Here is a 23,409-nt window from a genome sequence, read left to right on the forward strand (position 1 = left end):
GGATGCTCACATCCGACGCCTAACAGACATTTCGGTTCTGAGGAACCGAAAACACGAAACGTGCCGTCGGATGCTCACATCCGACGCCTAACAGACATTTCGGTTCTGAGGAACCGAAAACACGAAACGTGCCGTCGGATGCTCATATCCAACGCCCAATAGACATTTCGGTTCTGAGGAACCGAAAACACAAAACGTGCCGTCGGATGCTCACATCCAACGCCCAATAGACATTTCGGTTCTGAGGAACCGAAAACACAAAACGTGCCGTCGGATGCTCATATCCAACGCCCAATAGACATTTCGGTTCTGAGGAACCGAAAACACGAAACGTGCCGTCGGATGCTCACATCCAACGCCCAATAGACATTTCGGTTCTGAGGAACCGAAAACACGAAACGTGCCGTCGGATGCTCACATCCGACACCTAACAGACATTTCGGTTCTGAGGAACCGAAAACACAAAACGTGCCGTCGGATGCTCACATCCGACGCCCAACAGACATTTCGGTTCTGAGGAACCAAAAACACAAAACGTGCCGTCGGATGCTCACATCCGACGCCCAACAGACATTTCGGTTCTGAGGAACCGAAAACACGAAAAAAAAGCCCTCGCACTTGGAAGTGGGAGGGCTTTTTGCAAAGAAATTCTTAGAAATTACTCTTCGTCGCCTTCATCGTTACGAAACGAATAAAGCGTTGAATCGAGCTTGAGGGTGCCTTTGTTGAAGTTGTTCACAAAATCAGTAATGACTTCTTCCGTTACAGCTTCTACGTTCAGGCAAGCATCTAGTCCTACACCGTACTCAAATTCCGTGTCGATTTCCAAATGCTCTTTCACTTTCACTTCTTCTTCTTCCTCAATCGCCTCAATCAACTCAGTGATAAGCTCTTCCGCTTCTTCTTCCTCTTCGGGCTTGATTTTGTAGCCTGGGCCACGTTCATCCAAGGGCAAGTATTTTGGGAATACTTTTTGAGCTTGCGCTACGGCTTTCTCGTACACCAAACTGCTGTGGTGGAGGCGTAACGTATAAATAATGGCATCGTAAATGACTTCTTGGCCTTTGTATTCGCCAACAAACTGAACGTGAGCCAGTTCGTCATTTTCTGCCATGCTTTCGTCTTCGTCGTCGCAATGAACAAAGTTCATGCCTTCTTCTTCGCATTCCTCCCGTAGTAATTTTATTTCTTCGGGATTGTAACCTTCGTTTGTCATTGATAAGTAATTTTAGCCACGGCAAAATTAGCCGTTTTTAGGCAGCTATTTGTGTATGACCTCATCATTTTTTACTAACCAGCTTAAAATCGTAGAGTTAGCCAGTGTTTTGGCGGGGCCTGCGGTGGGGATGTTTTTCGCCGAACTAGGCGCAAACGTCATCAAAATCGAAAATAAAAAAACGGGTGGCGACATGACTCGCTCGTGGAAACTCCCTTCCGAAAACCCTACGTCAACCACTTCGGCCTACTATGCTAGCGTCAATTGGAACAAGCAGGTACATTTTCTGGATTTGGAAGATACCACTGACCGCCAGCAAGCGTACGAACTCATCAAAGATGCCGACATTGTCATTAGCAATTACCGTACGGCAGTGGCACAAAAATTGGGCGTAGATTACGACACTTTATCAAAACGACATCCTAACCTGATTTTTGCCCAACTCAACGCCTTCGACGACACCAGCGAGCGACCAGCATTCGACGTAGTGTTGCAAGCAGAAGCGGGTTTTATGTTTATGAATGGTGAAAAAGAAGGCCCTGCCGTCAAAATGCCCGTGGCTTTGATTGACGTTTTGGCCGCTCACCAGTTGAAAGAAGGAATCTTGTTAGCCCTCCTGCGGCGTTATCAAACAGGACAAGGCTCGTACGTTTCTACGTCGTTGTTTGAATCGGCGGTGGCTTCCCTCGTCAACCAAGCGACCAATTGGCTCATGGCAAACCACATTCCGCAACGCATGGGCACCCAACATCCCAACATCGCTCCCTACGGCGACTCCTACGTTTGCCTAGACGGGAAAGCTATCTTGCTGGCGGTGGGTACTGAAAAGCAATTTAAGAACCTATGTCAAGTGATACAGCACGACGAATTAGTGTCGCTTTATCCGACCAATGCTTCTCGGGTTAAAAACCGTTCTGCCCTGAACGAGGCGTTGGCACAAGCCATCGGTCAACTGAATTCACAAGAACTTTTATCTCAATTGGAAAAAGTGGGCGTTCCTGCGGCCTCCATCAGAAACATGCAAGAAGTGTTTGAACTCCCAGCGGCGCAAGCCATGATTTTGGAAGAAAAACAGGCCGATGGCAGCGTCAGTAAACGTGTCAAAACCGTCGCTTTTGAGCTAAAATAGTAGATTTTGCCGTTGAACGTCCTTATACACCAAATCAACTAACCGAATGAAAAATACCGTCGCAATTTTAGCCCTTGCCTTTTTACCGTTGGTAAGCCGTGCGCAAGAGGAAGTGAATCAACTGATAGCACCTGGCGCAACCCTTCAGCAAATTTCGAAGCAATTTAAGTTTACCGAAGGCCCTGCCGTTGACAAAAAGGGCAATATTTTCTTTACCGACCAGCCCAACGACAAAATTTGGAAGTACGACACCGAAGGGAATTTGGGGGTCTATATGGAAAAAACGGGGCGTTCTAATGGCTTGTTTTTTGACAAAAAAGGGAACATCATTTCTTGCGCCGACGAAAAAAACGAAATGTGGCAAATCTCTCCCAAAGGCGAAATAACAGTTCTTTTTTCGGGTTATCAGGGCAAAAAACTCAACGGCCCCAACGATCTCTGGATTACGCCCAAAGGGGGAATTTACTTCACCGACCCCTTTTATCCGCGCGATTATTGGGAACATAAAAAGCCTGAACAAGAGAAACAAAGTGTGTATTTTTTACCTAAAGGCGCAAAAACGCCCGTTTTGGTGGACGATAACTTGAAACAACCCAACGGCATTGTGGGAACACCCGACGGCAAACACCTTTTTGTGGCCGACATCCGTGACCAAAAAACCTACAAATACGACATCAATAAGGACGGAACGCTCACCAATCGCCAACTTTTTGTAGCACAGGGTTCGGACGGAATTACGCTCGACAACTTGGGAAATTTGTACATCACGGGGCGTGGCGTAACCGTTTATGACCCTACGGGAAAAAAACTAGGCAATATTCCGATTCCGTCGGGCTGGGTGGGTAACGTTTGTTTTGGGGGTAAAAACCGTAATGTGTTGTTTGTCACTGCATCGGAGTCTATTTACACGCTCAAAATGCAAGTAAAAGGAGTTGAATAACATGAAAAGGCTCATTTTGTCGGTCTTATTGCTGGGAATGGGTGTCGTTTGGGGGCAAAAAACACCCCCACGGCCCAACTTTGTCATTATCATGGCCGACGACCTTGGTTTTAGTGATATTGGCTGCTACGGTGCCGAAATCAAGACTCCTAACCTTGACAAACTTGCTTCAAAAGGCGTAAAATTTACCCAGTTTTACAACGCCGCCCGCTGCTGTCCAAGCCGTGCGTCGTTACTGACAGGCATGTATCCGCACCAAGCAGGCATGGGAACGATGGTCGTGACCAAAGTCAAAGACCGCTCCAAAGAAACCACCACCCAAGGTTGGTTGAGCAAACAAACCGTAACGATGGCCGAAGTACTCAAATCGGCAGGTTATCAGACCTACATGTCGGGCAAATGGCACGTGGGCGAAGAACGTCCCGATTGGCCTTTGCAGCGCGGATTTGACCACTATTTTGGACTTATTAGCGGAGCAACCAGTTACTACGAACTACTCCCAGGGCGAATTTTGCTCGAAGACAACGAACCGTATAAAATCCCCGAAAAGTTTTATTTGACCGACGCCATTTCGGACAAAGCCATTGGCTACATCGACCAAAATCGAGGTTCCAACCAACCGTTTTTTCTGTACGTCGCCTACACAGCACCTCATTGGCCGCTTCACGCCCCCGAAGAAGACATCGCCCAATACCGTGGCAACTACCTCAAAGGCTGGGATTACCTCCGTGCCGAACGCCTAAAAAAACAATATCAGTTGGGCTTATTTCCCCAAAAATACGCCCTTTCACCCAAAGAAGCCGACCTGCCCGATTGGTCTTCGGTGAGCAACAAAGACGAATGGGACTTAAAAATGGCGGCTTATGCTGCCATGGTCAGTCGCATGGATGCGGGTATTGGAAAAATCATGGATAAACTCAAAGCCACGGGGCAATGGGACAATACGGTCATCGTTTTTCTGTCTGACAACGGCGCTTGTGCTGAAGTGCTCAACGACCGCGCCCAACGCGACCTCGGCGAAAAAGCGTATGCCGAGTCGTTGACAAAAAAAGCGGGTGAAAAAGGTTCTTACACTACGTATAGCAAAGAGTGGGCAGCTTTAGGCAATACGCCTTTTCGAATGTACAAACAATTTACGCACGAAGGCGGCATTGCGACTCCCATGATTGTGCATTATCCTGCGCTCGTCAAAAAGCCATTTCAGACCCAGCAACTAGGTCATATTATGGACATTATGCCCACTTGTTTGGAATTAGCAAAAGCAACCTACCCAAGCCAATACCAGCAAAATTCCATCAAGCCTTTGGAAGGGAAAAGTTTAGTGCCTATTTTGGAAGGGAAAACCCGTACTCCCCACCCTTATTTGGCGTGGGAACACTTTGACTGTCGAGCCGTTCGGCAGGGAAAATGGAAATTGGTATGGTCCAAAGACACCAAAAAATGGGAACTTTACGATATGGAAAACGACCGTTCGGAGCTTTACGACCTTGCCTCCTCTCATCCTGCCAAAGTACAAGAATTAAAAGTTTTGTACAGCGATTGGACGGCCAAAGTGGGTGCCACCAAAGGAGAATAATCTCCCGTTAGCCTTCCAACCTTTATGCAACAGTTAGAACAATTTTTACGCGAAATAGGCCCCGTTTACTCTGCTTTGATTGCCACTACATTTACGTGGTCAGTTACGGCGCTTGGAGCCTCCTTGGTTTTTTTCTTCAAAACCATGCACCGAAGTGTGCTCGATGCCATGTTAGGTTTTACAGGCGGCGTCATGGTCGCGGCCAGTTTTTGGTCACTATTAGCACCTAGCATTGAGCAATCTGAAAAATTATTTCCCAGTGTCCCTTGGATGCCCGCTGCGGTGGGTTTTCTACTTGGCTCACTGTTTATCTATTTTTTAGACAAATTTACGCCTCACTTACACATCAATTTTGGAGAAAACGAGAGCGAAGGAATGAAAACACAATGGCACAAAACCACGCTGTTGTTGTTGGCCATTACCCTTCATAACATTCCCGAAGGACTGGCGGTGGGGGTGTTGTTTGGCGCGGCCACCATTAGCGGCGGCGACCATTTGCTATCGGCAGCCATCACACTTGCCATCGGCATCGGCATTCAGAATTTCCCTGAGGGCTTTGCGGTGGCCATGCCACTTCGTCGGCACGGGGTAAGTCGCTGGAAAAGTTTTTGGTATGGCCAACTATCCGCCATTGTTGAACCCGTAGCGGGTGTTTTGGGCGCGGTTGCCGTTATTTATCTCCAGCCTGTCCTTCCTTTTGCCTTGGCGTTTGCAGCAGGGGCTATGATTTACGTGGTGGTGGAAGAAGTAATTCCCGAAACCCAACGCGACAAATACACCGACGTTTCTGTGCTTGGTTTTATCTGTGGTTTTGTGGTCATGATGATTTTGGACGTTGCCCTTGGTTAAACCATTTTGTATTGCTACATACAAAAAGAAGGCCGTCGCTGCAATAGCGACGGCCTTCTTACTCAATGATTTATATGATTAAAATTAGATAACTTTAACGTTAACCGCATTTAAACCTTTTTTACCATTTTCCACATCAAAAGACACATTGTCATTTTCACGAATGTCATCAACAAGACCTGATACGTGTACAAAAACGTCTGCGCCACCATTGGCTGGAGTAATAAAACCAAATCCTTTGGTGTCATTAAAAAACTTAACTGTTCCTTCTTGCATTATATTCTCTTTAAAGTATTGATTCTCAAAGGTAAGAAGATAAAACAAATATACCTAATTTATTCCTTCTTACTTTTGGTAAAGTATTTTCAGCCAATGCAAAAAACTATTTTGTTTACCTTTAAAAAATAAAACCACCCATTAGACAATGAGAACCTGTTTTTACTTTTTTATTATCTCTTTCTGCTTCATTTCTCTTAATACGCTCCATGCCCAAACCACGCATTCCTTCACCGAAGGCTTAGTCGTTGGCCCCTGCCATCAATACGGTCGCGAAGCCATTTACACCGACCAGCTTACCTACCAGTTGATTCAAAAAACCTTTGTCAAACCCATCGAAGGCGCCGTTTTACTCACCAACGAGAAAGGCCAAGAGCTCAAATGGCAAAAAATAACGGCCGATACGGCCAAACGTTTTCGCCACGCGGCACTGTCCAACGGCTACGTGTATTTGACGTATCAATCGCCCAAAGAAACGGTGGCGCTCCTCAACGTCGCTGGTCATGCAGGACTGTATTTCAACGGCATTCCGCGCGGAGGCGATGCCAACCGCTATGAATATATGTACAGTCCCGTTAAAATCAAGAAGGGGTTGAACGAACTTATTGTGCGTGTAGGAATGGGCGGGCGCTTCCAAGGCATTTCCGCCCGATTGGTATTTCCCGAAAAACCAATCTCCCTAAGCCTTCCTGATATCACCCTTCCGCACGTGGTTTTGGGAGAAAATAGCGAGCCGATTTGGGGAGGAATTGTTCTTTTTAACACCACTGAAAAACCACTTACAGGGCTAAAAATCAGGTCATTGGTACAAGGAAAAGAAATAATTACTGACCTTCCAACCATTACTTCCCTCAATTCTCGCAAAGTTGGTTTTAAAATCGACGCCAGCGCCGTTACGCAACGCGGTGACCTAACTTGTGAGGTCTCTGTCCTCCAAAATGGCAAAGTAGTTGACAGCAAAACCCTTACTTTACAAGCAGTTAACAACAAAGAGCATTACAGTCAAACCTTCGTTAGTGGCATTGATGGGAGTGTTCAATACTACGGAGTTGCGCCCCAAAAAGGAGAAAAAACGGACACGTCAGCCTTGTTTCTTTCGGTACACGGAGCGGGTGTAGAGGCGATTGGCCAAGCACGCGCCTATAAACCCAAAGAGTGGGGAACGCTCGTAGCGCCCACCAACCGCCGCCCGCGCGGGTTCAACTGGGAAGACTGGGGGCGCTTAGACGCGTTGGAAGTATTGGCTATTGCCGAGAAAAAATTCCAGCCTCATCCCCAAAAAATTTACTTAACAGGCCACTCGATGGGCGGCCACGGAACGTGGTATTTGGGAGCGACGTTCCCAGGAAAATGGGCAGGCATTGCTCCTTGTGCGGGCTACCCGACCTTGATGGGCTACGGCTCAGCCGACGGAAAAATTCCTGAAAATAGCACCAATCCTGTGGAGCAATTGCTGCTTCGGGCGAGTAATCCAAGCAACGTCATGGCCTTGGCCCAAAACTACAAAGCCAGCGGTGTTTACATCCTCCACGGCGACGCCGACCGCACCGTTTCAGTAGAATATGCCCGCACTATGCGCAACACTTTGGGGGCTTTTCACAACGATTTTTCATATTATGAATACCCCAACGGCTCGCACTGGTACGGCGACCACAGTGTTGATTGGGCACCACTTTTTGATTATTTCAAATGGCACCGTTCTAAAAAAGCCGAAGACGCTGACGTCCTAGATTTTACCACGGCAAACCCTGCCATTTCTTCGCATTACCATTGGATTGGGGTTGAACAACAAATTCAGCCGTTGCAATACAGTCGAATTCAGGCAAAACGAATGCCGAACGAGAAGACACTGGCCATTACCACCGACAACGTTCAAACGCTCACGGTGCATCCTTCGGCATTTTTAGCGAATCAGTCTTTTAAACTAAAAATTGATAATCAAGAAATTACGGGCACTTTCCAGTTGAACAACCAGCCCTTGTATTTTGCGAAGAAAGATAAATGGGAAGCCACTGAAAAACCGTCGATTCAGCAAAAAGGAGCGCACCGTAACGGAACTTTCAAAACGGCTTTCAACCATCGAATGGTCTTTGTCTATGGCACAACGGGCACCAAAGAAGAAAACGAATGGGCATACAATAAAGCACGTTACGACGCCGAAACTTGGTATTACCGTGGCAATGGCGCCGTTGATGTGATTTCGGACAAAGAGTTTTCGTTGGCGGCTTATGCCGACCGTGGTGTGGTTGTTTTTGGCAATGCCACTACCAACAGTGCGTGGAATTTAGTACTGGGCCAATGTCCGATTCAGGTTCAAAAAGGCAGCATGAAAATTGGCAACGAAACCCTTTCGGGCGACGACCTAGGCGGTTACTTTATTTATCCACGCCCCGACAGCCCCCTAGCCTCGGTGGCAGCCGTCACAGGTACAGGTTTGGCAGGGATGATGGCAACCGAATCGAATCAGTACTTTACGGGAGGCAGCGGCTTCCCCGATTACTTTATTTTCAGCACTGCCATGCTCAAAGAAGGAACAAAAGGCGTCAAAATGGCGGGATTTTTTGACAACCAATGGCAATTTTCGCCAGCCGATGTGGTAAAAGTGCCGTAAAGAAATCATAAAATTTGGCCACAAACAGGCGGTTACTATGTAGTAGCGCTTGTTTGTGGCCATGTATGTTGGTTATTTTCCCAACGCAATCTTGATGTGAGCCAAATGGTGCTTGGCGTGCCACGCACCCATGTCCAAGGCATCAATCAACTTGACGTTTATTTGGCGAAGCGGATGGAAATAACCCTTTTGAAAATCTTCCACCGACATTTGTTCCATCAAATTCGTCCAACGGGCATGGGTGCCTTCTATCATTTGCAACGAGAAACCGATAGGAGCCGTTTTGGCTTCTTCCATCGTTGCCCACGCATCAATTTTTGCTACGACGCCGTTGGGGTTATCTTCGGTCAAGACGTGCTTAAAACGGATGTAATGCAACAAGTGCATGTCTGCCACGTGGTGAATCAACTGCTGAATGGTCCAGCTTCCTTCGCGGTATTGTTTTTGTAACTCTTCGTGCGAAAGTTGTTCAGCCAACGCCCGATACTCCGCAGCGATGGTCTTCAGCGTGGTCAGGCGTTCTTGTATTTCTTCAGCGGTGTAGTCTCCTTTGGGCGACCATTTTCCAATCGGGAATTGGAGTGATTGAATGTCCATGAGTGTGTATTATTTTAAATTTTCTTCAAACCATTTTACGCGTTCTTTCAATTCCTCAATCGTTTCGCGCATTTCTTCTCCAGCTTTTAGGTATTCGTTGGGATACTCGTCTTTTAGGTATTCCATTGTGAGGAAATAAATGGGCTTTAATCGGTCTTTGAGTTCGGGGTTTTCTTCAAAGAGTCTGTGGACGGTGTGGTATTGTTTTTTTGAGAGTAATAGTTGAAAAAAATCTTGTCTATCAGTTTGCTTAGATACTTCTCCCCAATCTAAAATACTAACATTTACAGTCTTATATATTTTTACAGCTAACTCAATTTCATTAACAAATAACAAATTTATAGGTAACTGTAAACTAAATATTTCTACAAAAAAATTAATATCAATTAATTTTAATATTTCAAACGGAAATAACTGGCTTGTTAACCTTGACATGAACTTTTTTGTAAGTTCATATTCACTCTCACAATTTCCTAAGTTTTCCAATCTTTCTGCCAAAATTCTGATATGTTTTAAAAAAATATCTTCTGCTAACTTTTCGTAGGCAGTTATTAAAACTTGGATTGATTCTCTATTATATTTTTTATCAATCAGATAGATAATAGCTTTGTAGAGAACACTTAATTTTTCAGCTGGGACTCCCCCATTCTCCACCATCGAATAAGCCAATGCTCTATCAAAGATTGTATTCAACTCGTACGTTTCTTTCTCTAAATTATTATCAAAACGTTCAAAGAGTTGTTTAAGGTCGTTGGTGTCGCACCAGCCTTCCAAAAACTTTACAAACCAAATCACCCGCTGCTTGTCTTGGCGTGTGGAGTAGCGCATCAGATACCAAATGTTAAAAAACCGTTCTTGAAGGCGATAAAGGTGGTTTCTTCCCTTAGCACGTGGTTCTATTTCAATAATTTGATTATCAACCAATTGTTTGAGTTGGGCTGAGATTTGATTAGTTTTCAATCCTTGGCGTTCTGAGCGAGCTAGTTCCGCAATTTCACTTACAGTTACGGCATCCCACGCCCGCGCCACGGCATCCACAATAAGCTGTTGCTGCGGTTTAAGGTCATCCATGCGGTGTTTGTACAGTGGGGTTACGCGGTCAAGAATCGCTTCTAAGTCTTTGAAACTGTCCTGCTTTTCGTTGTCCATAAAAACATCAAAAAGCATCACCATCGTTCGTATTACTCCACCCGACAGTTTTCGCATTACCTCAATTCGCGGGCGTTCAGTCTTTAGCATTTCTTGAAAAGCCTCGCTTTTTCCTTCATTTTCGGCTAACTTTTCAAAAAGCGTGATTGTCTCGTCGGTGGTCATGCCTTTGAGCCGAATTTGGTAAAAGAAATCAAAAAACGGCTCTTTATAATCGAACGTATGTTCAAGCAAGGTAGCCGATGCCCCCACCAATCGCAAATAGGGCGAGTTCATCAGGATATTGCGGAGGCGGTGCGTAGCAGTTTTGCCAATTTTCTCCAAAAACTGCCCAAAATTATCGTGGAAAACAATGATTTTCTGCTGATTTTGTTTCAAATAATCTACTAAAACCTCAAAAGCTTTTTGATCATAATCTGCGTCAAATTCATGTTTCCGCATTTCGTCCAAAAGGGTTTGATAAGCAGTATGATCTTCTGCCAAAATTTTAGCGATATGTTCAAAAAATGCGGCCAAGTCAGGCATCGAATACTGCTCTTCATTAAAAAGAACAGGAAGAAGCCATTTGTTGAGTTTTTCATCTTCTAAAACCGCATATTTAAGGCGCAATAAAAGCGTGGTTTTACCCATACCTCTTTGGCCTAAAATCATATAATGCTGCGGCGGATGCTGCATCAAATCCTCTTGAATTTCCTCAAATAATTGATTAAATACCGCAGTTCTTACCACAAACTCGGCTTTCAATTGTTTTGGTTCTTTTTGAAGAGGATTAAACAAATATTTCAATTTTCTATCCGACATTTTTCGACCACCATTTTTTAAGGGGCTATATTTTCATTGCCGCCTTGATTGTTTTTTTGACCTTATCAAGGTCTTTGACCAATACCACTAATTGAGGGTCAATCCAACTCAGAACATCAATGATTGAATCATAGATTTCAATCGTTAATGTGAAGTTAATACTATTACCAGCAAAACAGATAGGCTCGTTGTGGTTGATTCTGTTTCTAAATCTTCTGATTTTGGTAAGTGCATTATTAATATCCTTTCTCCCGTACCCTTTGGGAATATTACTAAAAATTTGGATAGGTTTGCCTTTAAGTAGCTTATAATGATGTGCCTCAAATAAATCAGTCCAAAATCCTAACGTTTGTTCGGCAATTATTTTACCACTTGTTATAGTTGTTCCCGTTTTACGAAGCCTTTGTTCGGCTTTATTGACTTCTCGTTTTAAAAAGTCATTCGTCTTTTTTTGTCCTGTTCGTTTATCTATCAATGTCAGCGAAGGATCCGACATAAAGCCCGATTTTTGATTAATAATCCAATTTGGGTCAGAGAAGTGAGCTGTCAAGACATCATTTATTCTATTTCTTAAAATTACTTCTAGTATGCCAAGTAAGGGATGGAAAGATTGTGCAATTTTCAAATTGGCCTTATATAATTTAATGGCTTTGCTATTTGAATTACCTGTGGCTATCGAATATCTGTTTACTCGTGCATTTGAAAAATACCGACTAAAGTCTTTGAATTTCATTTGGTCAATTCTCTAAACAGTTATACCTTTGTGCTGTGATGCTTGGTCAAGCCTCTTATTTTTAATAACGTAACCAAGTTACAGATTTGGACCTGTCAGCAATGGCAGGTCTTTTTTGTTATTTTTGATTTACGTCGTCTTGACTTTGCAAATATAATCGCATTTTTTTTATTGCAAAATCATTCTGCATTTTTTTTATTGCTAACTATACTCGTCGGGTTGTGAGCAACCCTCATCACAGGCAACAAAAAAAGGGAGCAAAAATGCTCCCTTTTTTTGTTGATTCCTGAAATTAATGATGCCCATGGGCTTCGTTTCCCTTTTGGCAGCACTCTGGTAGTTTGTCGTGAGCCGTTTTATTACACATTTGGCTATCGGCATCGTAGCCCGTATCCGTAATCACCTTACGAAGCGCAGCCTCGTCCGTTTTTTTAGGATTATACTTGATAGTCACCACTTTGTCATCCAGATTTAAGACTGCTTCGCTCACTCCTTTGCTCAACGTCAAGTTTTTCTCGATGCGTTCCTTGCACATGTCACACACCGCCGACGTCTTAATTTTTACTTCTTTTTCTTTGCCAGGCTTACTAGCTACGGTGCTGAATACTACTCCCAGTACGAGCACAAAAAGGAATGTTAATTGTTTCATTGGTTTAAAAGCCCCCAACCCCGATGGGGAGTTTTTTGGATGATTCACGTACATTGGGGTTTGATGGTGTACGTTTACTTGTATTTATTCTTAATCTTTGACTTTAATTCGTATTCCTGCATAGACCATTCGACCTACGATTGGCCCCCATACTTGCCCCGCATCAAAATACTTCCCAAACGGGTCTTGGGCGTTGATGATGGGGTTTGGTTGTTTAAAATTGAGCAAATTTTCTCCTCCCAAATAAACTTCAAACTTCCGAAATGCCCGCGATACTTGAGCGTTCACGTTGGTGTAAGGTTGTGAATAAAGAATCGGCATTGATTTTTTATCCAAAGTTGCTTCCAACGATTGCAACGGATCATTGATACGAGCTTTCCCGTTCCACTGAACCGTCAAGTCGGCTTTCCATTTATCGTAAGGTAAGGTATAACCAATGTTAAAAAGCACCCTGTCGCGCGGTATCATCATACGAGCCATGAGGCGAACATCGTTGACGGGCTGCCCCATCGTTTGCCAAACATCAAACAAACGGTATGCCAATTTTATTTCGGTACGCTTTGATAATAAACCGTTTAGCTCTGCTTGAAAGCTATTCGAGAACGATTTACCCTTGAGATTGTAAAAATACAAATGCGCGGCCAAATCGTCGGCGTGGTCGCTATCAACCACCAATTGGTTTTGAAAATCAGTTCGATAATAGTCCAGAACCACATCCCAGTGTTTTTCAAACAAATGGAAGGTTTGGGTCAAACTTGCCCCGTAATTCCACGAAATTTCAGGTCGTAGCTCGTCCACAAAACGCACCCACCGTTGACTTACCAAATAGCCATAGTTTTCGGCCAGCGCGTTCGGGGTACGCTGCCCTCGTCCCGCTGATACCCGAAGCGTTGTTTGTTCAAACGGCTGCCAGCGAAGGTGCAAACGCGGCGTAACAAACGCCCCCAAAAGGTTATGTGCATCAGCTCGAATACCTGCCACAAGCGTCAGTTTGTCGAGGTAATTATAAGTATATTCAAAAAACGCCCCAGGCACTGACTCCGTCCGCATACGGTGAATATCCTTGTAGGTTTCGTTGTAGTCGTCCAGCAAATAACTCAAACCCGTCGTAAACTTATGGTTGGTGTTATTGATAATCGACTGATAAATCAGGTTGGCATACAATGTTTGTTGGCGAGCGTCGTAATTAGCAAATCCAAAGTACGAGTCACTGGCGTGCGTCAGTCCGTTTACGATAAAACCCAATCCTTTGTACGGCTTGTCTTGGTACATTTTGGCCGTTTTGGAGAAAAACTCCACACGGCGAGTTGTGTTGCCAAAACCATACGCCTGCGACGTTCCGCGCATGTTTTCACGAAACCCTACTTGTCCTCCCAAACGGTTCTCGTAAAGGGCTTTTACCCCAAACTGCGCCATCATTTTGTCGCTTTTATACTGCCAACGATTAACCGCGTTAAGTTGCGTGTAAAGGGGCATGTCCAGAAACCCATCGCCGTTGTTATCCACCCGCGTTTGGAGCGTACTTGCGTGCGAAAGTATGCCCGTTGACCAACGTTCATTGAGTTTTTTATTGACGTTGAAATTTACCTCTCCACGGCCAAAATTGTTGACGTACGCATTAAAATACAGTTTCTCGCGGGCATCTGGCTTGACCAACTCCACATTAATCGCTCCCGTCAAGCTTTCATAGCCATTGACGACGGAGCCTGCCCCTTTGCCAATGTCGATGCTTTGTATCCACGTTCCTGGGATGTAGTTTAGGCCAAAGGTCGTGCCCAAACCACGGATATTCGGAATGTTTTCGACGTTGGTTTGCACGTATTGCCCTCCCAACCCCAAAAACTGAATTTGTTTGGCGCCCGTCACGCCGTCGCTCAAACTCACCGACACCGAAGCATTGGTTTCGAAGCTTTCCGACAGGTTACAGCAAGCCGCCTTGGCAAGGGCTTTGGTCGTAATAATTTCGGTTTGAATAGGATTCAAGCGGTCGATTTGTGAGGAAGTTCCTCGTACGACCACCTCCCCTAACTGGCCATCAGCCACCAGCACAATCTCAAGATTGTCTTGGTTGGTGACCTTCAACGTATCGGTTTTGTAACCAATGTAGCTCACCACTAGCTGATTAGATTTGGCCGAACGAGCCAAGTTAAACTGCCCCGTTGTGTCAGTAGCCGTACCTAAATTTGTCCCTAGCCAAAATACGTTCACGCCTACCAATGGCTTTTTGACTTTCCCTACTTGCTCCTTTACCAAGCCCGAAATACGCTGGGCTTGAAGAGTTCCTCCCCAAAATACAGTTAGTATTAAGCCATTGAGCAAAAGTCTTAGCGCATTTGTTTTATTATAACGCGTTAACACGGTTAGCAAATAACGGTTAACTTGTGCTTTAGCACTTAATGGTATTAAATTCCTCAATTTCATTTGTTTACGCAGTCAATTGTATAACTTATTTTCTACAAACAGTTATTTTACGCCCTTCGCTTTTGCTCAAATTGCATCCAACGGTTGTCGGTTTTTGTGACCCGAAAGCTTGTATTGACTCGGTGTGATACCCGTGATTTTCTTAAATTGGTTGGACAAATGCGCTACGCTACTGTAATGAAGTTTGTCCGCAATTTGACTAAGGTTGAGTTCATCGTAGGTCAACAATTCTTTCACTCGTTCAATCTTTTGGCGAATGATGTATTGCTCAATTGTGATGCCTTCCAGCGAAGAAAAGAGAGTACTCAAGCCATTATAGTCACGGTTGAGTTGTTCGGCTAAATAGTCAGAATAATTCACCTTCAATCCCAATGACGAAGAACGAATCAACGCTAAAACAAGCGTTTTGATTTTTTCAACCGTACGAACTCGTTTATCCTCAAGCAATTCAAAACCGTATTCTTGCAGCCGAGCTGTCACTTCCGCTATCTGAGTAGCAGTCACAGGCGCTGCCACCTCCACTTCCCCGAGTTGAATCTGTTGAATTTGAAAATGAGCCTGAGAAAATACTTGGCCAACCACCAATTTACAGCGGTCGCATACCATGTTTTTGACGTAAAATACCATTATTGTCTGATTTAAAATTCCCCAACAAGTGTGCTACACTGAGAAAATCTCATGCACTGGAAATTCTAAATCAAAAAAGACTGCACAAACGAAAGCAGGCTTCGCCCGTGAAAAAAAGAAGTAAAAGAATAAACAGAAGAAGAACCCGCCGAAGTGGGCAAGAAAAACTCAAATACAACTTTGAAGACCGCTACAAAGGTCTCGACAGCCCAGTCGGCCGTTGTTTTTAATAACTTAGCTACCCATTGTGTCACCGACGACGCTACCTCTACGTTTTCGTAGCGTTGTTGGTCTTCGCAGCACGTTCTTTTTTTGATGGTAGTTTGTCCAGCAGGGGTTGCTGATTCTTTTGTAGTAGCGCAACTGCCACATTTGTCCTTGCTAAGAGCGGCCAAATGCAGCGATTTTCCTCTCAGAATACAATGATGTTCGACTACGCCAAAGCCCGTGCTTGCCGTCAGAACGACAAGTGCCATAAAAAAGGCAAGAAATCGGCGGAACATTAGTTTCATAAAAGAGAGATAGACTTCAGTTAATGCTCGAACACCTAGTTTTCCTAAAAAGTTCGAGCTAATCAAAAAATAAAAGGTAACGAAATTACATCCGTTACCTTTCATAAAAAAGCGGCGCGCTAGGCGCCACTTTTCCCAATTATTTTACTTTTTCTACTACTGCCTTGAACGCCTCTGGGTGATTCATTGCAAGGTCAGCAAGTACTTTACGGTTCAGTTCAACACCTGCTGCGTGAACTTTACCCATCAATGCAGAATAAGACAATCCTTCTTGACGAGCTGCAGCGTTGATACGCTGAATCCACAAAGCACGGAAATTTCTTTTCTTTTGTTTACGACCGACATAAGCGTAGTTAAGACCGCGCTCAACGGCGTTTTTGGCTACTGTCCATACGTTTTTACGACGACCGTAGTAACCTTTGGCTAATTTTAATACTTTCTTGCGACGAGCCCGCGACGCAACGTGGTTTACCGAACGTGGCATAATTTTGTTAGTTTTTTGACGGTTGGTGGCTTACTTAGAAGCACTTGTAGAACCAACAATCGGGTGAAACAATGAACCTGTGCTTAAAGCACTGTTAGTAGTTATCTGTTGTTCGTTATCTGTGATAAAATCTTGGATAACGGTTAACAATTAACCGATAACGTTGTCCTAACTTAGAACTTGAGCATCAAACGGATGCGATCCATATTTGTGTCATCAACAACAGTGAACCCAACGAGGCCACGCTTACGCTTTGTTGATTTCTTTGTCAAAATATGGCTATGGAAAGCGTGCTTACGCTTAATTTTACCAGTGCCAGTCATTTTAAAACGCTTCTTGGCACCTGAATTGGTTTTAACTTTTGGCATGATACCGACCTTTTAAAGTATTTGAAAAAGTAAAAAATTTGGGGTGCAAAGGTACAAACCTTTGTTGAATATTACAATCCGAGGGGCAGAACTTTATCCTCATTTTTAAAGATATACGACTTCTTCTGGCCTTGGTAGTTGAAGTTAACGAGATTCACTTGGTCATCAAAGACATCAAGCATGATGCTATTTTGTAATGAAAAACCTGTAATAGCCTCAGAACAAGGGATTTCTACATAGATCCAAGTAGCATCGGCCTCTTGTTCTTTGCCGATGTACGAATACGGCTTTTTTTGTTTGGCAGTAGTCACAATCGCAAAATGTTTCCGAATGTATTTTTCGACATAGGGGTCATTTTTGTCATTGTTAAGTACCGAAAACTTTTGCCCGCCATTTTCTTTGGACAGCACACTCTCCAAATCGTCCGTAAACACCCGAATACTCACCTCAAACGACTTTTCTTTGGCGTTATAGTCCATTCGGGTAATGCTGGTATGGAAATCGTGCTTTGAAAAACCGAAAGCGCTCAGGCACAAGAGGAGAATTACGCAAAGACGCAAAGACGCAAAGAACGTTCTCGTCTTTGCCCCTTTGCGTGAGTTAGTTACTAAACTCATACTAACGGAAGAGTTTAAAAATATCGTTTCCAAAAGCGAAAACCATCAATCCAAGCAGAATCACCATTCCCACTTTTTGGGCGGCTTCCAAGAACTTATCTGACGGCTTGTGGCCTGTTACCATTTCGTAAATCAACAAAACCGAGTGGCCACCATCAAGGGCTGGAATCGGCAGAATGTTCATGAATGCCAAGACCATCGACAACAAGCCCGTGAGGAACCAAAAACGTCCCCAATCCCAAATTCCACCGAACATTTGGGCAATCCCAATTGGACCGCTCAATGCCTTAGAGGCAGATACTTCACCACGGAAAATTTTGCCAAACCCACGGATATTGTCAGTCACTACGCTGAAGGCTTTTTGAGTACCAATCGCAATAGATTCGCCAAACGAATAGTCGATGTGCGTGGTTCTGAGACCTAATTCTGGATAAAAACCTATTTTACCGTCTTCGGGTACATCCACGTTAAGTGTTACCACTTTTCCTTTACGGTCGATTTCCAACACTGCTTTTTTGTTTTTCAGATTGGACAATGCGTCTCTGATTTCGTGGTAAAACTGAATTGGCTGATTATTTACCTTTACAATTTTATCCCCTGCCAATAATCCCGATTTAGACGCAGGCATTCCAGGTGTCACTTCTCTAATCGAGAAAGGATAAATGGGGTCAATAAACTCACCCGCGTTTTTCTTGTCCGAAATCTTTTCAATAAAGTTATTAGGTACGTAAATGTCCACTTTTTCCCCATTACGCTCTACTGTGTAGTAGCTATTTGATTCCAAAAACACTTTACGAACTTCGGCAAAATCATCAAATGGTTTACCATTGATAGCCACGATTTTATCGCCCGTACGGAGTCCAATTTCTTGGCCAAGTTTGTGAGCCACAATTCCGTATTTCACATCTTTTGTAGCGATGTAGTCGTATCCTTCCGAATACGTAATGGCCACAAAAATGATAATACCTGTAATGACGTTCACAATAATTCCGCCCAGCATCACAATCAAACGCTGCCAAGCAGGTTTGGCCCGAAATTCCCACGGTTCAGGTTCAGCCGTCAAATTTTTGGTATCCAACGACTCATCCACCATTCCCGAAATTTTCACAAAACCACCCAGTGGTACTGCTCCAAACCCATATTCTGTTTCACCACGTTGAATCGACCATATTTTGGGAGGAAACCCAATGAAATACTTTTCTACTCGCATTCCGAACATCTTGGCTGTGATAAGATGCCCCCATTCGTGTAATCCTACTAAAATCGACAGTCCCAAAATCAACTGTCCCACCATTACTAAAATTTCCATTCTTTGAGTTTATGTGTGCTTACACACGTTTAGTTAGTCATTAATCAATATCTTCAAAAACCGTAGTTAGGTCGATTTCTAATCCTTCTAAGACCTCTCCCCCGCTGATAACACCAAACGGCTGTTTTTCAGGATTGGTATTTTGAGGGCTAAAAATCATGTATGTTTTCTCGTTGGGGTCAATCAACCAACCCAATTGGCAACCGTTGACAATCCACTCCTTCATTTTATCAACATGCTCCGACCAAGTATCTGATTCTGAAATTACTTCTACCACAAAATCAGGGCAGATAGGAGCAAATTTTTTCCGTAAAGCCGAAGGAATTTGTTCCCATCGCTCGCGACGAATCCAAGCTACATCAGGCGACTTGATGGATTTATCAGGGAGGGTAAAACCTGTTGCAGGGCCAAAGGCGATTCCCATTTTATTCTGTTTGGCCCAATAGCCAATTTCAATAGCGATGTCTAAATCGCGCGAGCCTCCGATGCTTCCAGTAGGTGACATAAAGATGATTCTTCCGTATTTGTCCCGCTCAAAGTGCATTCCATTGCGACGATTTGCCTCGCAAAAAGCAAAAAACTCATCGTCGTTCATGGTATCCATGGAAGGTATGTTCAGTACTTGGGACATTGGATTCAATTTGAAAAATTGGTTAATTCGTTCATTTGAAAATTAAAGAAGCGAGCAATGCCCGTTATCAAATTTTCAAATTTTCAAATTTACTCATTAAACTTTCAGCTACACGGCGTGTTTCGGTGTCGGTTTCAATATAATCGTCGAGGGTTGGTTGTTGAATAAACGCTACGGTGTTCATACAAGTTTCGATAAGGTCCGACATTTGCAGAAAACCTACTTTATCTTGTAAAAACGCCGCTACCGCCACTTCATTGGCTGCATTCACAATGCAGGCCATGTTTCCTCCCCGTTCGAGTGCATCGAAAGCGAATTGCAAATTACGAAAAGTTTTTAAGTCGGGTTGCTCAAATGTGAGAGATGGATACTGAGCAAAGTTGAAGCGAGGGAAATCGGCCTTTAGGCGGTGTGGGTAGGTCAATGCAAACTGAATCGGAAGGCGCATATCAGGTAATCCCATTTGGGCTTTGATACTCCCATCTTCAAATTGCACCATCGAGTGAATAATGCTTTGGGGATGCACCACTACTTCGATTTGCGATGCTTCTAGCCCGAATAGCCATTTGGCTTCAATGACTTCCAAGCCTTTGTTCATCAACGAAGCCGAATCGATGGTAATCTTAGCCCCCATGCTCCAGTTGGGATGTTTCAGGGCTTGGGCTTTGGTCACGTGTAAAAGCTCATCGCGGGTTTTGCCTCGAAATGGCCCACCCGAAGCGGTGAGCAATATTTTTTCGATGGGGTTATGAAACTCTCCCACAAGGCACTGAAATATGGCCGAATGTTCGGAGTCAACGGGGTAGATATTTACCCCTTTTTCGCGCGCTAAGGCCGTCACCAATTCTCCCGCCACCACCAAGGTTTCTTTGTTGGCCAAGGCAATTTGTTTGCCTGCCTCAATGGCTTTTACGGTTGGAATTAGTCCCGAATAGCCAACCATTGACGTCAAAACAGTATCAATGGAGTCCATTTGTACCACGTCCGCAATGGCCTTTGCCCCTGCATACACCTGAATCCCGAGAGGGTCGAGGGCGTCAAATACTTTGTCGTACAACGACTCATTGGCAATGACCACCACATTGGGACGAAACGCTGCGGCTTGCTCAATCAACAGTTCAGCGTTGTTTTGAGCGGTAAGAATTTCGACCGTAAACGACTCTGGATGAGCCGCTACTACGTCGAGTGCTTGGGTTCCAATCGAACCCGTAGAGCCAAGAATGGCTATGTGTTTTTGGGGAAACTTCATGCAATGGACAACTATTCACGGGCAAAATTACACATTCTTTTGGCTTTTAGGGCAAGAGACGATTATCGAATTTATTTACTGTCTTTCTCCTATGAGTAGAATCAAAACGACGAATTGTTTAATACAGAAATACCAGTGATTCAACCTGTTATCCTACCACGTCCTTTACCTACATGAAACGCAGAAACTTTCTCCACCACAGCGCCATGATGGCCTTGAGCACTCCGCTTATTTCTAACGCCGTAGAACATGGGTACTTTGATCCTCAAATCGCGGATTTGTCATCGCACAAAATTGCGGAGATTGCTTATACCCAAGTACAACTCAAATGGCCGCGTTTTGTGGGAAAAAATGCGCGTCGTGACATTCATGGATACGGCCCCAAAGTGAACGTTTGTGTTCTTACGACCGACCAAGGTGCGAAGGGTTGGGGAATGCACGGCCGCCGAAACGACGAAGTGATTGCGTATTTGAAGGGGAAACGAGTATCCGACCTATTTCAACCTGCACTTGGCGTTACTGACCCTCAAGCGTTGCCTTTTGATGTGCCGCTGCACGATTTGGCAGGGGTCATCCTCAACAAACCTGTGTATGAATTGATGGGCCGCAAAAAGCCCATTACAACGAAATGCTACAGCGGCATGATTTATTTTGATGAACTTGAACCCAAAGAAGGGCCAGTCACTACGTTGCCCAACGGACTTGACAACATCATTGCCAATTGCAGTGCAGATTATAAATTGGGCTATCGGCAGTTCAAACTAAAAATTGGGCGCGGCAATATTTGGATGCCCAAACAAGAAGGGCTTCAACGCGACATCGAAGTGACGAAGCTTGTTCATAAGACATTTCCCGATTGTGATATTTTGGTCGATGCCAACGATGGTTACACGGTCGATATGGCCATCTCATATCTAAAAGGCATTGATGGGATTCCGCTGTTTTGGTTTGAAGAACCCTTTGCCGAAACCGTAGCAGATTACCGAAAGTTAAAAGACTGGTTGAAAGCCAACAACGTCAAAACGCTGTTGGCCGATGGCGAAGCCAATCCAAATCAACAACTTCTACGCGAACTTGAAGAACAAAAACTGATTGATGTTCACATCACCGACATCATGGGCTACGGCTTTACGCCTTGGCGCAAAATCATGCCTGAGCTTCAGAAAATGGGCATTTTGGCTTCCCCTCACGCGTTTGGTGAGCAGCTAAAATCGTTTTACACGGCCCATTTGACAGGAGCTTTGGGCAATACCGTCACCATCGAAGGAGTACCCTGTACTTGCGAGGACGTTGATTTTAGCCTTTATAAAATTGTCAACAGCGAATTTATCCCCCCCAAAGCGCCAGGTTTTGGCATGAAACTACTCAAGGCATAGCCCCCGTTAAGGACATACAATCAGTTTGTGTGTCCTTTTTACTTTAATTTTTAAACCAACTCCTCTTCCCCTTTAATCACTTTTTCTCGGTGCATCTCGCCCCATAAAACCAAAGCCGAAAGCACATCTTGCAGGGTATCGGCATAAGATAGTAGTTCGTATTCTACTACCACTGGTATGCCCGTGTCCACTTTTCTTCTGACAAAACCATTTTGTTCCAAGTCTTTTAATACACCCGAAAGCACTTTGGCCGATATGCCATCAATGGTTCTTTGTAGGTCATTGAAACGTGTATGTCCATCTTTAAGGGCAATTATTACGCGCAATGTCCATTTTCCACCAATGACATACATGGCATCTTCCAACGCTTTGATGGAGTTTCTACACTTTTCGGCACTGATTGTTTTTTCCATACTATTTCGATTGGCTAACTTAAAGGTTACTACTTACCTTATGTATAGTAGTAACTTTTGGAAAGCAAATGTACATAGCTTTGCGACATCATTAAAATAAATCATTAAGAAATGTCAACAATGAACGTCCTTCACATTAAAACAAGCATCAACGGCGATGCTTCTAAAAGCAATCAGCTCTCGAACTCAATCATTGAAAAGCTAAAAAACACCTATTCGGAATGCGCGGTTGAAACACTCGATTTATCGGAAAACCCGCTTCCATTTCTTACTGCCGAAATGTACCAAGCTTTTTCTACCCCAAAAGATGCACGTAGTCTAACCCAGTTGGAGGTGATTCAACCCTCTGATATGGCCATTAAACAGCTCAAAAATGCGGATATTCTTGTTTTGGCAGTGCCGTTGTATAACTTTAGCATTCCAGCCAATCTAAAAGCATGGCTTGACCAAATTGCCCGTGCCAATGAAACCTTTAGCTATGCCACAGGTTCGCCCCAAGGTTTATTAACGGGCAAAAAAGTCTATTTGGCCATAGCGTCTGGCGGTATCTATTCAGAAGGAATGATGAAAGCCTATGATTTTACGGAGAATTATTTACGAACAGTTCTTGGGTTTATGGGCTTAACAGATGTTAGTACTTTTCGTTTAGAGGGTATTTTTGTGCCAAACATGGGCGAACAAGCCGTTTCGAAAGCCTTAGAAACGGTGGAAGAATATAGTTTTTAACTCTTTCCTGTGTCAATTTTTTTATGCCTTTATCGCTTACTTGGTAAGATTTTTTACCAAAAATACGGAAACTTCTCCGACCTCATTTCGTAAACAATTCTGATTATCGATTCAATTATTTGATAAGCATGGCCCTAAAACCATGCTTTT

At 44.1% G+C, this 23,409-nt stretch carries 23 protein-coding genes; 7 read left to right on the plus strand and 16 right to left on the minus strand.

Features of this window, described 5'->3' with window-relative positions:
* Window positions 1-658: 658 nt before the first annotated feature.
* Window positions 659-1,216 carry a hypothetical protein gene (locus AC23N5_RS14805; RefSeq protein WP_183979560.1) on the minus strand — a complete coding sequence of 186 codons (558 nt, stop codon included), beginning with the start codon at window positions 1,214-1,216 and terminating at the stop codon, window positions 659-661.
* A 55-nt stretch (window positions 1,217-1,271) separates the two neighbouring features.
* Between AC23N5_RS14805 and AC23N5_RS14810 the strand changes: the two genes are divergently transcribed.
* From AC23N5_RS14810 to AC23N5_RS14825, 4 genes are read left to right on the plus strand one after another with little or no spacing between them, the layout of a single operon-like run.
* Window positions 1,272-2,345 carry a CaiB/BaiF CoA transferase family protein gene (locus tag AC23N5_RS14810; RefSeq protein WP_487756191.1) on the plus strand — a complete coding sequence of 358 codons (1,074 nt, stop codon included), beginning with the start codon at window positions 1,272-1,274 and terminating at the stop codon, window positions 2,343-2,345.
* Window positions 2,346-2,391: 46 nt separating this feature from the next.
* Window positions 2,392-3,285 (plus strand): SMP-30/gluconolactonase/LRE family protein, encoded by an 894-nt coding sequence (locus AC23N5_RS14815; RefSeq protein ID WP_487756192.1) that lies wholly within the window; start codon window positions 2,392-2,394, stop codon window positions 3,283-3,285.
* Between the two features lies 1 nt (window position 3,286).
* Complete coding sequence (locus tag AC23N5_RS14820) at window positions 3,287-4,861, plus strand: arylsulfatase (RefSeq protein ID WP_487756193.1); 1,575 nt, start codon at window positions 3,287-3,289, stop codon at window positions 4,859-4,861.
* 24 nt (window positions 4,862-4,885) lie between these two features.
* On the plus strand, window positions 4,886-5,710 hold the full coding sequence (locus tag AC23N5_RS14825) for a ZIP family metal transporter (protein ID WP_183979568.1): 825 nt from the start codon (window positions 4,886-4,888) through the stop codon (window positions 5,708-5,710).
* Window positions 5,711-5,794: 84 nt separating this feature from the next.
* Here the strand turns inward: AC23N5_RS14825 and AC23N5_RS14830 are convergent, their stop codons facing one another.
* Window positions 5,795-5,986 carry a cold-shock protein gene (locus tag AC23N5_RS14830; protein ID WP_183979570.1) on the minus strand — a complete coding sequence of 64 codons (192 nt, stop codon included), beginning with the start codon at window positions 5,984-5,986 and terminating at the stop codon, window positions 5,795-5,797.
* Between the two features lie 148 nt (window positions 5,987-6,134).
* On the opposite strand from AC23N5_RS14830, the gene AC23N5_RS14835 reads away from it, so the two are divergent.
* The gene (locus AC23N5_RS14835; RefSeq protein WP_487756194.1) at window positions 6,135-8,597 is read left to right on the plus strand and encodes an alpha/beta hydrolase-fold protein; all 2,463 of its coding nucleotides are present in this window, start codon (window positions 6,135-6,137) and stop codon (window positions 8,595-8,597) included.
* Between the two features lie 72 nt (window positions 8,598-8,669).
* Here the strand turns inward: AC23N5_RS14835 and AC23N5_RS14840 are convergent, their stop codons facing one another.
* From AC23N5_RS14840 to AC23N5_RS14900, 13 genes are all read right to left on the minus strand, one after another.
* Window positions 8,670-9,194 carry a YfiT family bacillithiol transferase gene (locus tag AC23N5_RS14840; protein WP_487756195.1) on the minus strand — a complete coding sequence of 175 codons (525 nt, stop codon included), beginning with the start codon at window positions 9,192-9,194 and terminating at the stop codon, window positions 8,670-8,672.
* A gap of 9 nt (window positions 9,195-9,203) precedes the next feature.
* Window positions 9,204-11,144, minus strand: coding sequence for an ATP-binding protein (locus tag AC23N5_RS14845; RefSeq protein ID WP_487756196.1), 1,941 nt, complete (start codon window positions 11,142-11,144; stop codon window positions 9,204-9,206).
* A 25-nt stretch (window positions 11,145-11,169) separates the two neighbouring features.
* On the minus strand, window positions 11,170-11,877 hold the full coding sequence (locus AC23N5_RS14850) for an Abi family protein (RefSeq protein ID WP_487756197.1): 708 nt from the start codon (window positions 11,875-11,877) through the stop codon (window positions 11,170-11,172).
* Between the two features lie 292 nt (window positions 11,878-12,169).
* The gene (locus AC23N5_RS14855) at window positions 12,170-12,526 is read right to left on the minus strand and encodes a heavy-metal-associated domain-containing protein (protein ID WP_487756198.1); all 357 of its coding nucleotides are present in this window, start codon (window positions 12,524-12,526) and stop codon (window positions 12,170-12,172) included.
* A gap of 90 nt (window positions 12,527-12,616) precedes the next feature.
* Window positions 12,617-14,947 carry a TonB-dependent receptor gene (locus tag AC23N5_RS14860; RefSeq protein WP_487756199.1) on the minus strand — a complete coding sequence of 777 codons (2,331 nt, stop codon included), beginning with the start codon at window positions 14,945-14,947 and terminating at the stop codon, window positions 12,617-12,619.
* A 66-nt stretch (window positions 14,948-15,013) separates the two neighbouring features.
* The gene (locus tag AC23N5_RS14865) at window positions 15,014-15,574 is read right to left on the minus strand and encodes a helix-turn-helix domain-containing protein (RefSeq protein ID WP_487756200.1); all 561 of its coding nucleotides are present in this window, start codon (window positions 15,572-15,574) and stop codon (window positions 15,014-15,016) included.
* Between the two features lie 65 nt (window positions 15,575-15,639).
* Window positions 15,640-16,077 carry an HYC_CC_PP family protein gene (locus AC23N5_RS14870; RefSeq protein WP_487756201.1) on the minus strand — a complete coding sequence of 146 codons (438 nt, stop codon included), beginning with the start codon at window positions 16,075-16,077 and terminating at the stop codon, window positions 15,640-15,642.
* Between the two features lie 148 nt (window positions 16,078-16,225).
* Window positions 16,226-16,570, minus strand: coding sequence for a 50S ribosomal protein L20 (rplT, locus tag AC23N5_RS14875; RefSeq protein ID WP_028526735.1), 345 nt, complete (start codon window positions 16,568-16,570; stop codon window positions 16,226-16,228).
* 173 nt (window positions 16,571-16,743) lie between these two features.
* On the minus strand, window positions 16,744-16,938 hold the full coding sequence (gene rpmI, locus AC23N5_RS14880; RefSeq protein ID WP_028526736.1) for a 50S ribosomal protein L35: 195 nt from the start codon (window positions 16,936-16,938) through the stop codon (window positions 16,744-16,746).
* A gap of 71 nt (window positions 16,939-17,009) precedes the next feature.
* Window positions 17,010-17,555 carry a DUF6702 family protein gene (locus AC23N5_RS14885; RefSeq protein ID WP_487756202.1) on the minus strand — a complete coding sequence of 182 codons (546 nt, stop codon included), beginning with the start codon at window positions 17,553-17,555 and terminating at the stop codon, window positions 17,010-17,012.
* A gap of 1 nt (window position 17,556) precedes the next feature.
* Window positions 17,557-18,864 (minus strand): RIP metalloprotease RseP, encoded by a 1,308-nt coding sequence (gene rseP, locus AC23N5_RS14890; RefSeq protein ID WP_487756203.1) that lies wholly within the window; start codon window positions 18,862-18,864, stop codon window positions 17,557-17,559.
* A 40-nt stretch (window positions 18,865-18,904) separates the two neighbouring features.
* Entirely contained in the window at window positions 18,905-19,495 is a 591-nt protein-coding gene (locus AC23N5_RS14895) for a Uma2 family endonuclease (RefSeq protein ID WP_487756204.1), read from the minus strand.
* Between the two features lie 67 nt (window positions 19,496-19,562).
* Window positions 19,563-20,744, minus strand: a complete 1,182-nt coding sequence (locus tag AC23N5_RS14900) for a 1-deoxy-D-xylulose-5-phosphate reductoisomerase (protein ID WP_183979594.1) — start codon at window positions 20,742-20,744, stop codon at window positions 19,563-19,565.
* A 173-nt stretch (window positions 20,745-20,917) separates the two neighbouring features.
* Between AC23N5_RS14900 and AC23N5_RS14905 the strand changes: the two genes are divergently transcribed.
* Window positions 20,918-22,120: an enolase C-terminal domain-like protein gene (locus AC23N5_RS14905; RefSeq protein ID WP_487756205.1), complete on the plus strand. Its 1,203-nt coding sequence runs from the start codon at window positions 20,918-20,920 to the stop codon at window positions 22,118-22,120.
* Window positions 22,121-22,170: 50 nt separating this feature from the next.
* On the opposite strand, the gene AC23N5_RS14910 is transcribed toward AC23N5_RS14905, so the two are convergent.
* The gene (locus AC23N5_RS14910; RefSeq protein WP_183979598.1) at window positions 22,171-22,533 is read right to left on the minus strand and encodes a winged helix-turn-helix transcriptional regulator; all 363 of its coding nucleotides are present in this window, start codon (window positions 22,531-22,533) and stop codon (window positions 22,171-22,173) included.
* A gap of 120 nt (window positions 22,534-22,653) precedes the next feature.
* On the opposite strand from AC23N5_RS14910, the gene AC23N5_RS14915 reads away from it, so the two are divergent.
* Entirely contained in the window at window positions 22,654-23,259 is a 606-nt protein-coding gene (locus AC23N5_RS14915; RefSeq protein ID WP_183979600.1) for an FMN-dependent NADH-azoreductase, read from the plus strand.
* Window positions 23,260-23,409: the final 150 nt, after the last annotated feature.

The sequence above is a fragment of the Runella sp. R5_40 genome (assembly GCF_057652295.1).

Excerpts from the sequence above, each read along its gene's own strand:
- AC23N5_RS14840 (WP_487756195.1), bottom strand. The coding sequence starts at position 9,194 with ATGGACATTCAATCACTCCAATTCCCGATTGGAAAATGGTCGCCCAAA.
- AC23N5_RS14825 (WP_183979568.1), top strand. The coding sequence starts at position 4,886 with ATGCAACAGTTAGAACAATTTTTACGCGAAATAGGCCCCGTTTACTCT.
- AC23N5_RS14815 (WP_487756192.1), top strand. The coding sequence starts at position 2,392 with ATGAAAAATACCGTCGCAATTTTAGCCCTTGCCTTTTTACCGTTGGTA.
- AC23N5_RS14835 (WP_487756194.1), top strand. The coding sequence starts at position 6,135 with ATGAGAACCTGTTTTTACTTTTTTATTATCTCTTTCTGCTTCATTTCT.
- AC23N5_RS14885 (WP_487756202.1), bottom strand. The coding sequence starts at position 17,555 with ATGAGTTTAGTAACTAACTCACGCAAAGGGGCAAAGACGAGAACGTTC.
- AC23N5_RS14845 (WP_487756196.1), bottom strand. The coding sequence starts at position 11,144 with ATGTCGGATAGAAAATTGAAATATTTGTTTAATCCTCTTCAAAAAGAA.
- AC23N5_RS14820 (WP_487756193.1), top strand. The coding sequence starts at position 3,287 with ATGAAAAGGCTCATTTTGTCGGTCTTATTGCTGGGAATGGGTGTCGTT.
- rplT (WP_028526735.1), bottom strand. The coding sequence starts at position 16,570 with ATGCCACGTTCGGTAAACCACGTTGCGTCGCGGGCTCGTCGCAAGAAA.
- AC23N5_RS14850 (WP_487756197.1), bottom strand. The coding sequence starts at position 11,877 with ATGAAATTCAAAGACTTTAGTCGGTATTTTTCAAATGCACGAGTAAAC.
- AC23N5_RS14830 (WP_183979570.1), bottom strand. The coding sequence starts at position 5,986 with ATGCAAGAAGGAACAGTTAAGTTTTTTAATGACACCAAAGGATTTGGT.
- AC23N5_RS14900 (WP_183979594.1), bottom strand. The coding sequence starts at position 20,744 with ATGAAGTTTCCCCAAAAACACATAGCCATTCTTGGCTCTACGGGTTCG.
- AC23N5_RS14810 (WP_487756191.1), top strand. The coding sequence starts at position 1,272 with ATGACCTCATCATTTTTTACTAACCAGCTTAAAATCGTAGAGTTAGCC.
- AC23N5_RS14905 (WP_487756205.1), top strand. The coding sequence starts at position 20,918 with ATGAAACGCAGAAACTTTCTCCACCACAGCGCCATGATGGCCTTGAGC.
- AC23N5_RS14865 (WP_487756200.1), bottom strand. The coding sequence starts at position 15,574 with ATGGTATTTTACGTCAAAAACATGGTATGCGACCGCTGTAAATTGGTG.
- AC23N5_RS14895 (WP_487756204.1), bottom strand. The coding sequence starts at position 19,495 with ATGTCCCAAGTACTGAACATACCTTCCATGGATACCATGAACGACGAT.
- AC23N5_RS14860 (WP_487756199.1), bottom strand. The coding sequence starts at position 14,947 with ATGAAATTGAGGAATTTAATACCATTAAGTGCTAAAGCACAAGTTAAC.
- rpmI (WP_028526736.1), bottom strand. The coding sequence starts at position 16,938 with ATGCCAAAAGTTAAAACCAATTCAGGTGCCAAGAAGCGTTTTAAAATG.
- rseP (WP_487756203.1), bottom strand. The coding sequence starts at position 18,864 with ATGGAAATTTTAGTAATGGTGGGACAGTTGATTTTGGGACTGTCGATT.
- AC23N5_RS14910 (WP_183979598.1), bottom strand. The coding sequence starts at position 22,533 with ATGGAAAAAACAATCAGTGCCGAAAAGTGTAGAAACTCCATCAAAGCG.
- AC23N5_RS14855 (WP_487756198.1), bottom strand. The coding sequence starts at position 12,526 with ATGAAACAATTAACATTCCTTTTTGTGCTCGTACTGGGAGTAGTATTC.
- AC23N5_RS14805 (WP_183979560.1), bottom strand. The coding sequence starts at position 1,216 with ATGACAAACGAAGGTTACAATCCCGAAGAAATAAAATTACTACGGGAG.
- AC23N5_RS14915 (WP_183979600.1), top strand. The coding sequence starts at position 22,654 with ATGAACGTCCTTCACATTAAAACAAGCATCAACGGCGATGCTTCTAAA.
- AC23N5_RS14870 (WP_487756201.1), bottom strand. The coding sequence starts at position 16,077 with ATGTTCCGCCGATTTCTTGCCTTTTTTATGGCACTTGTCGTTCTGACG.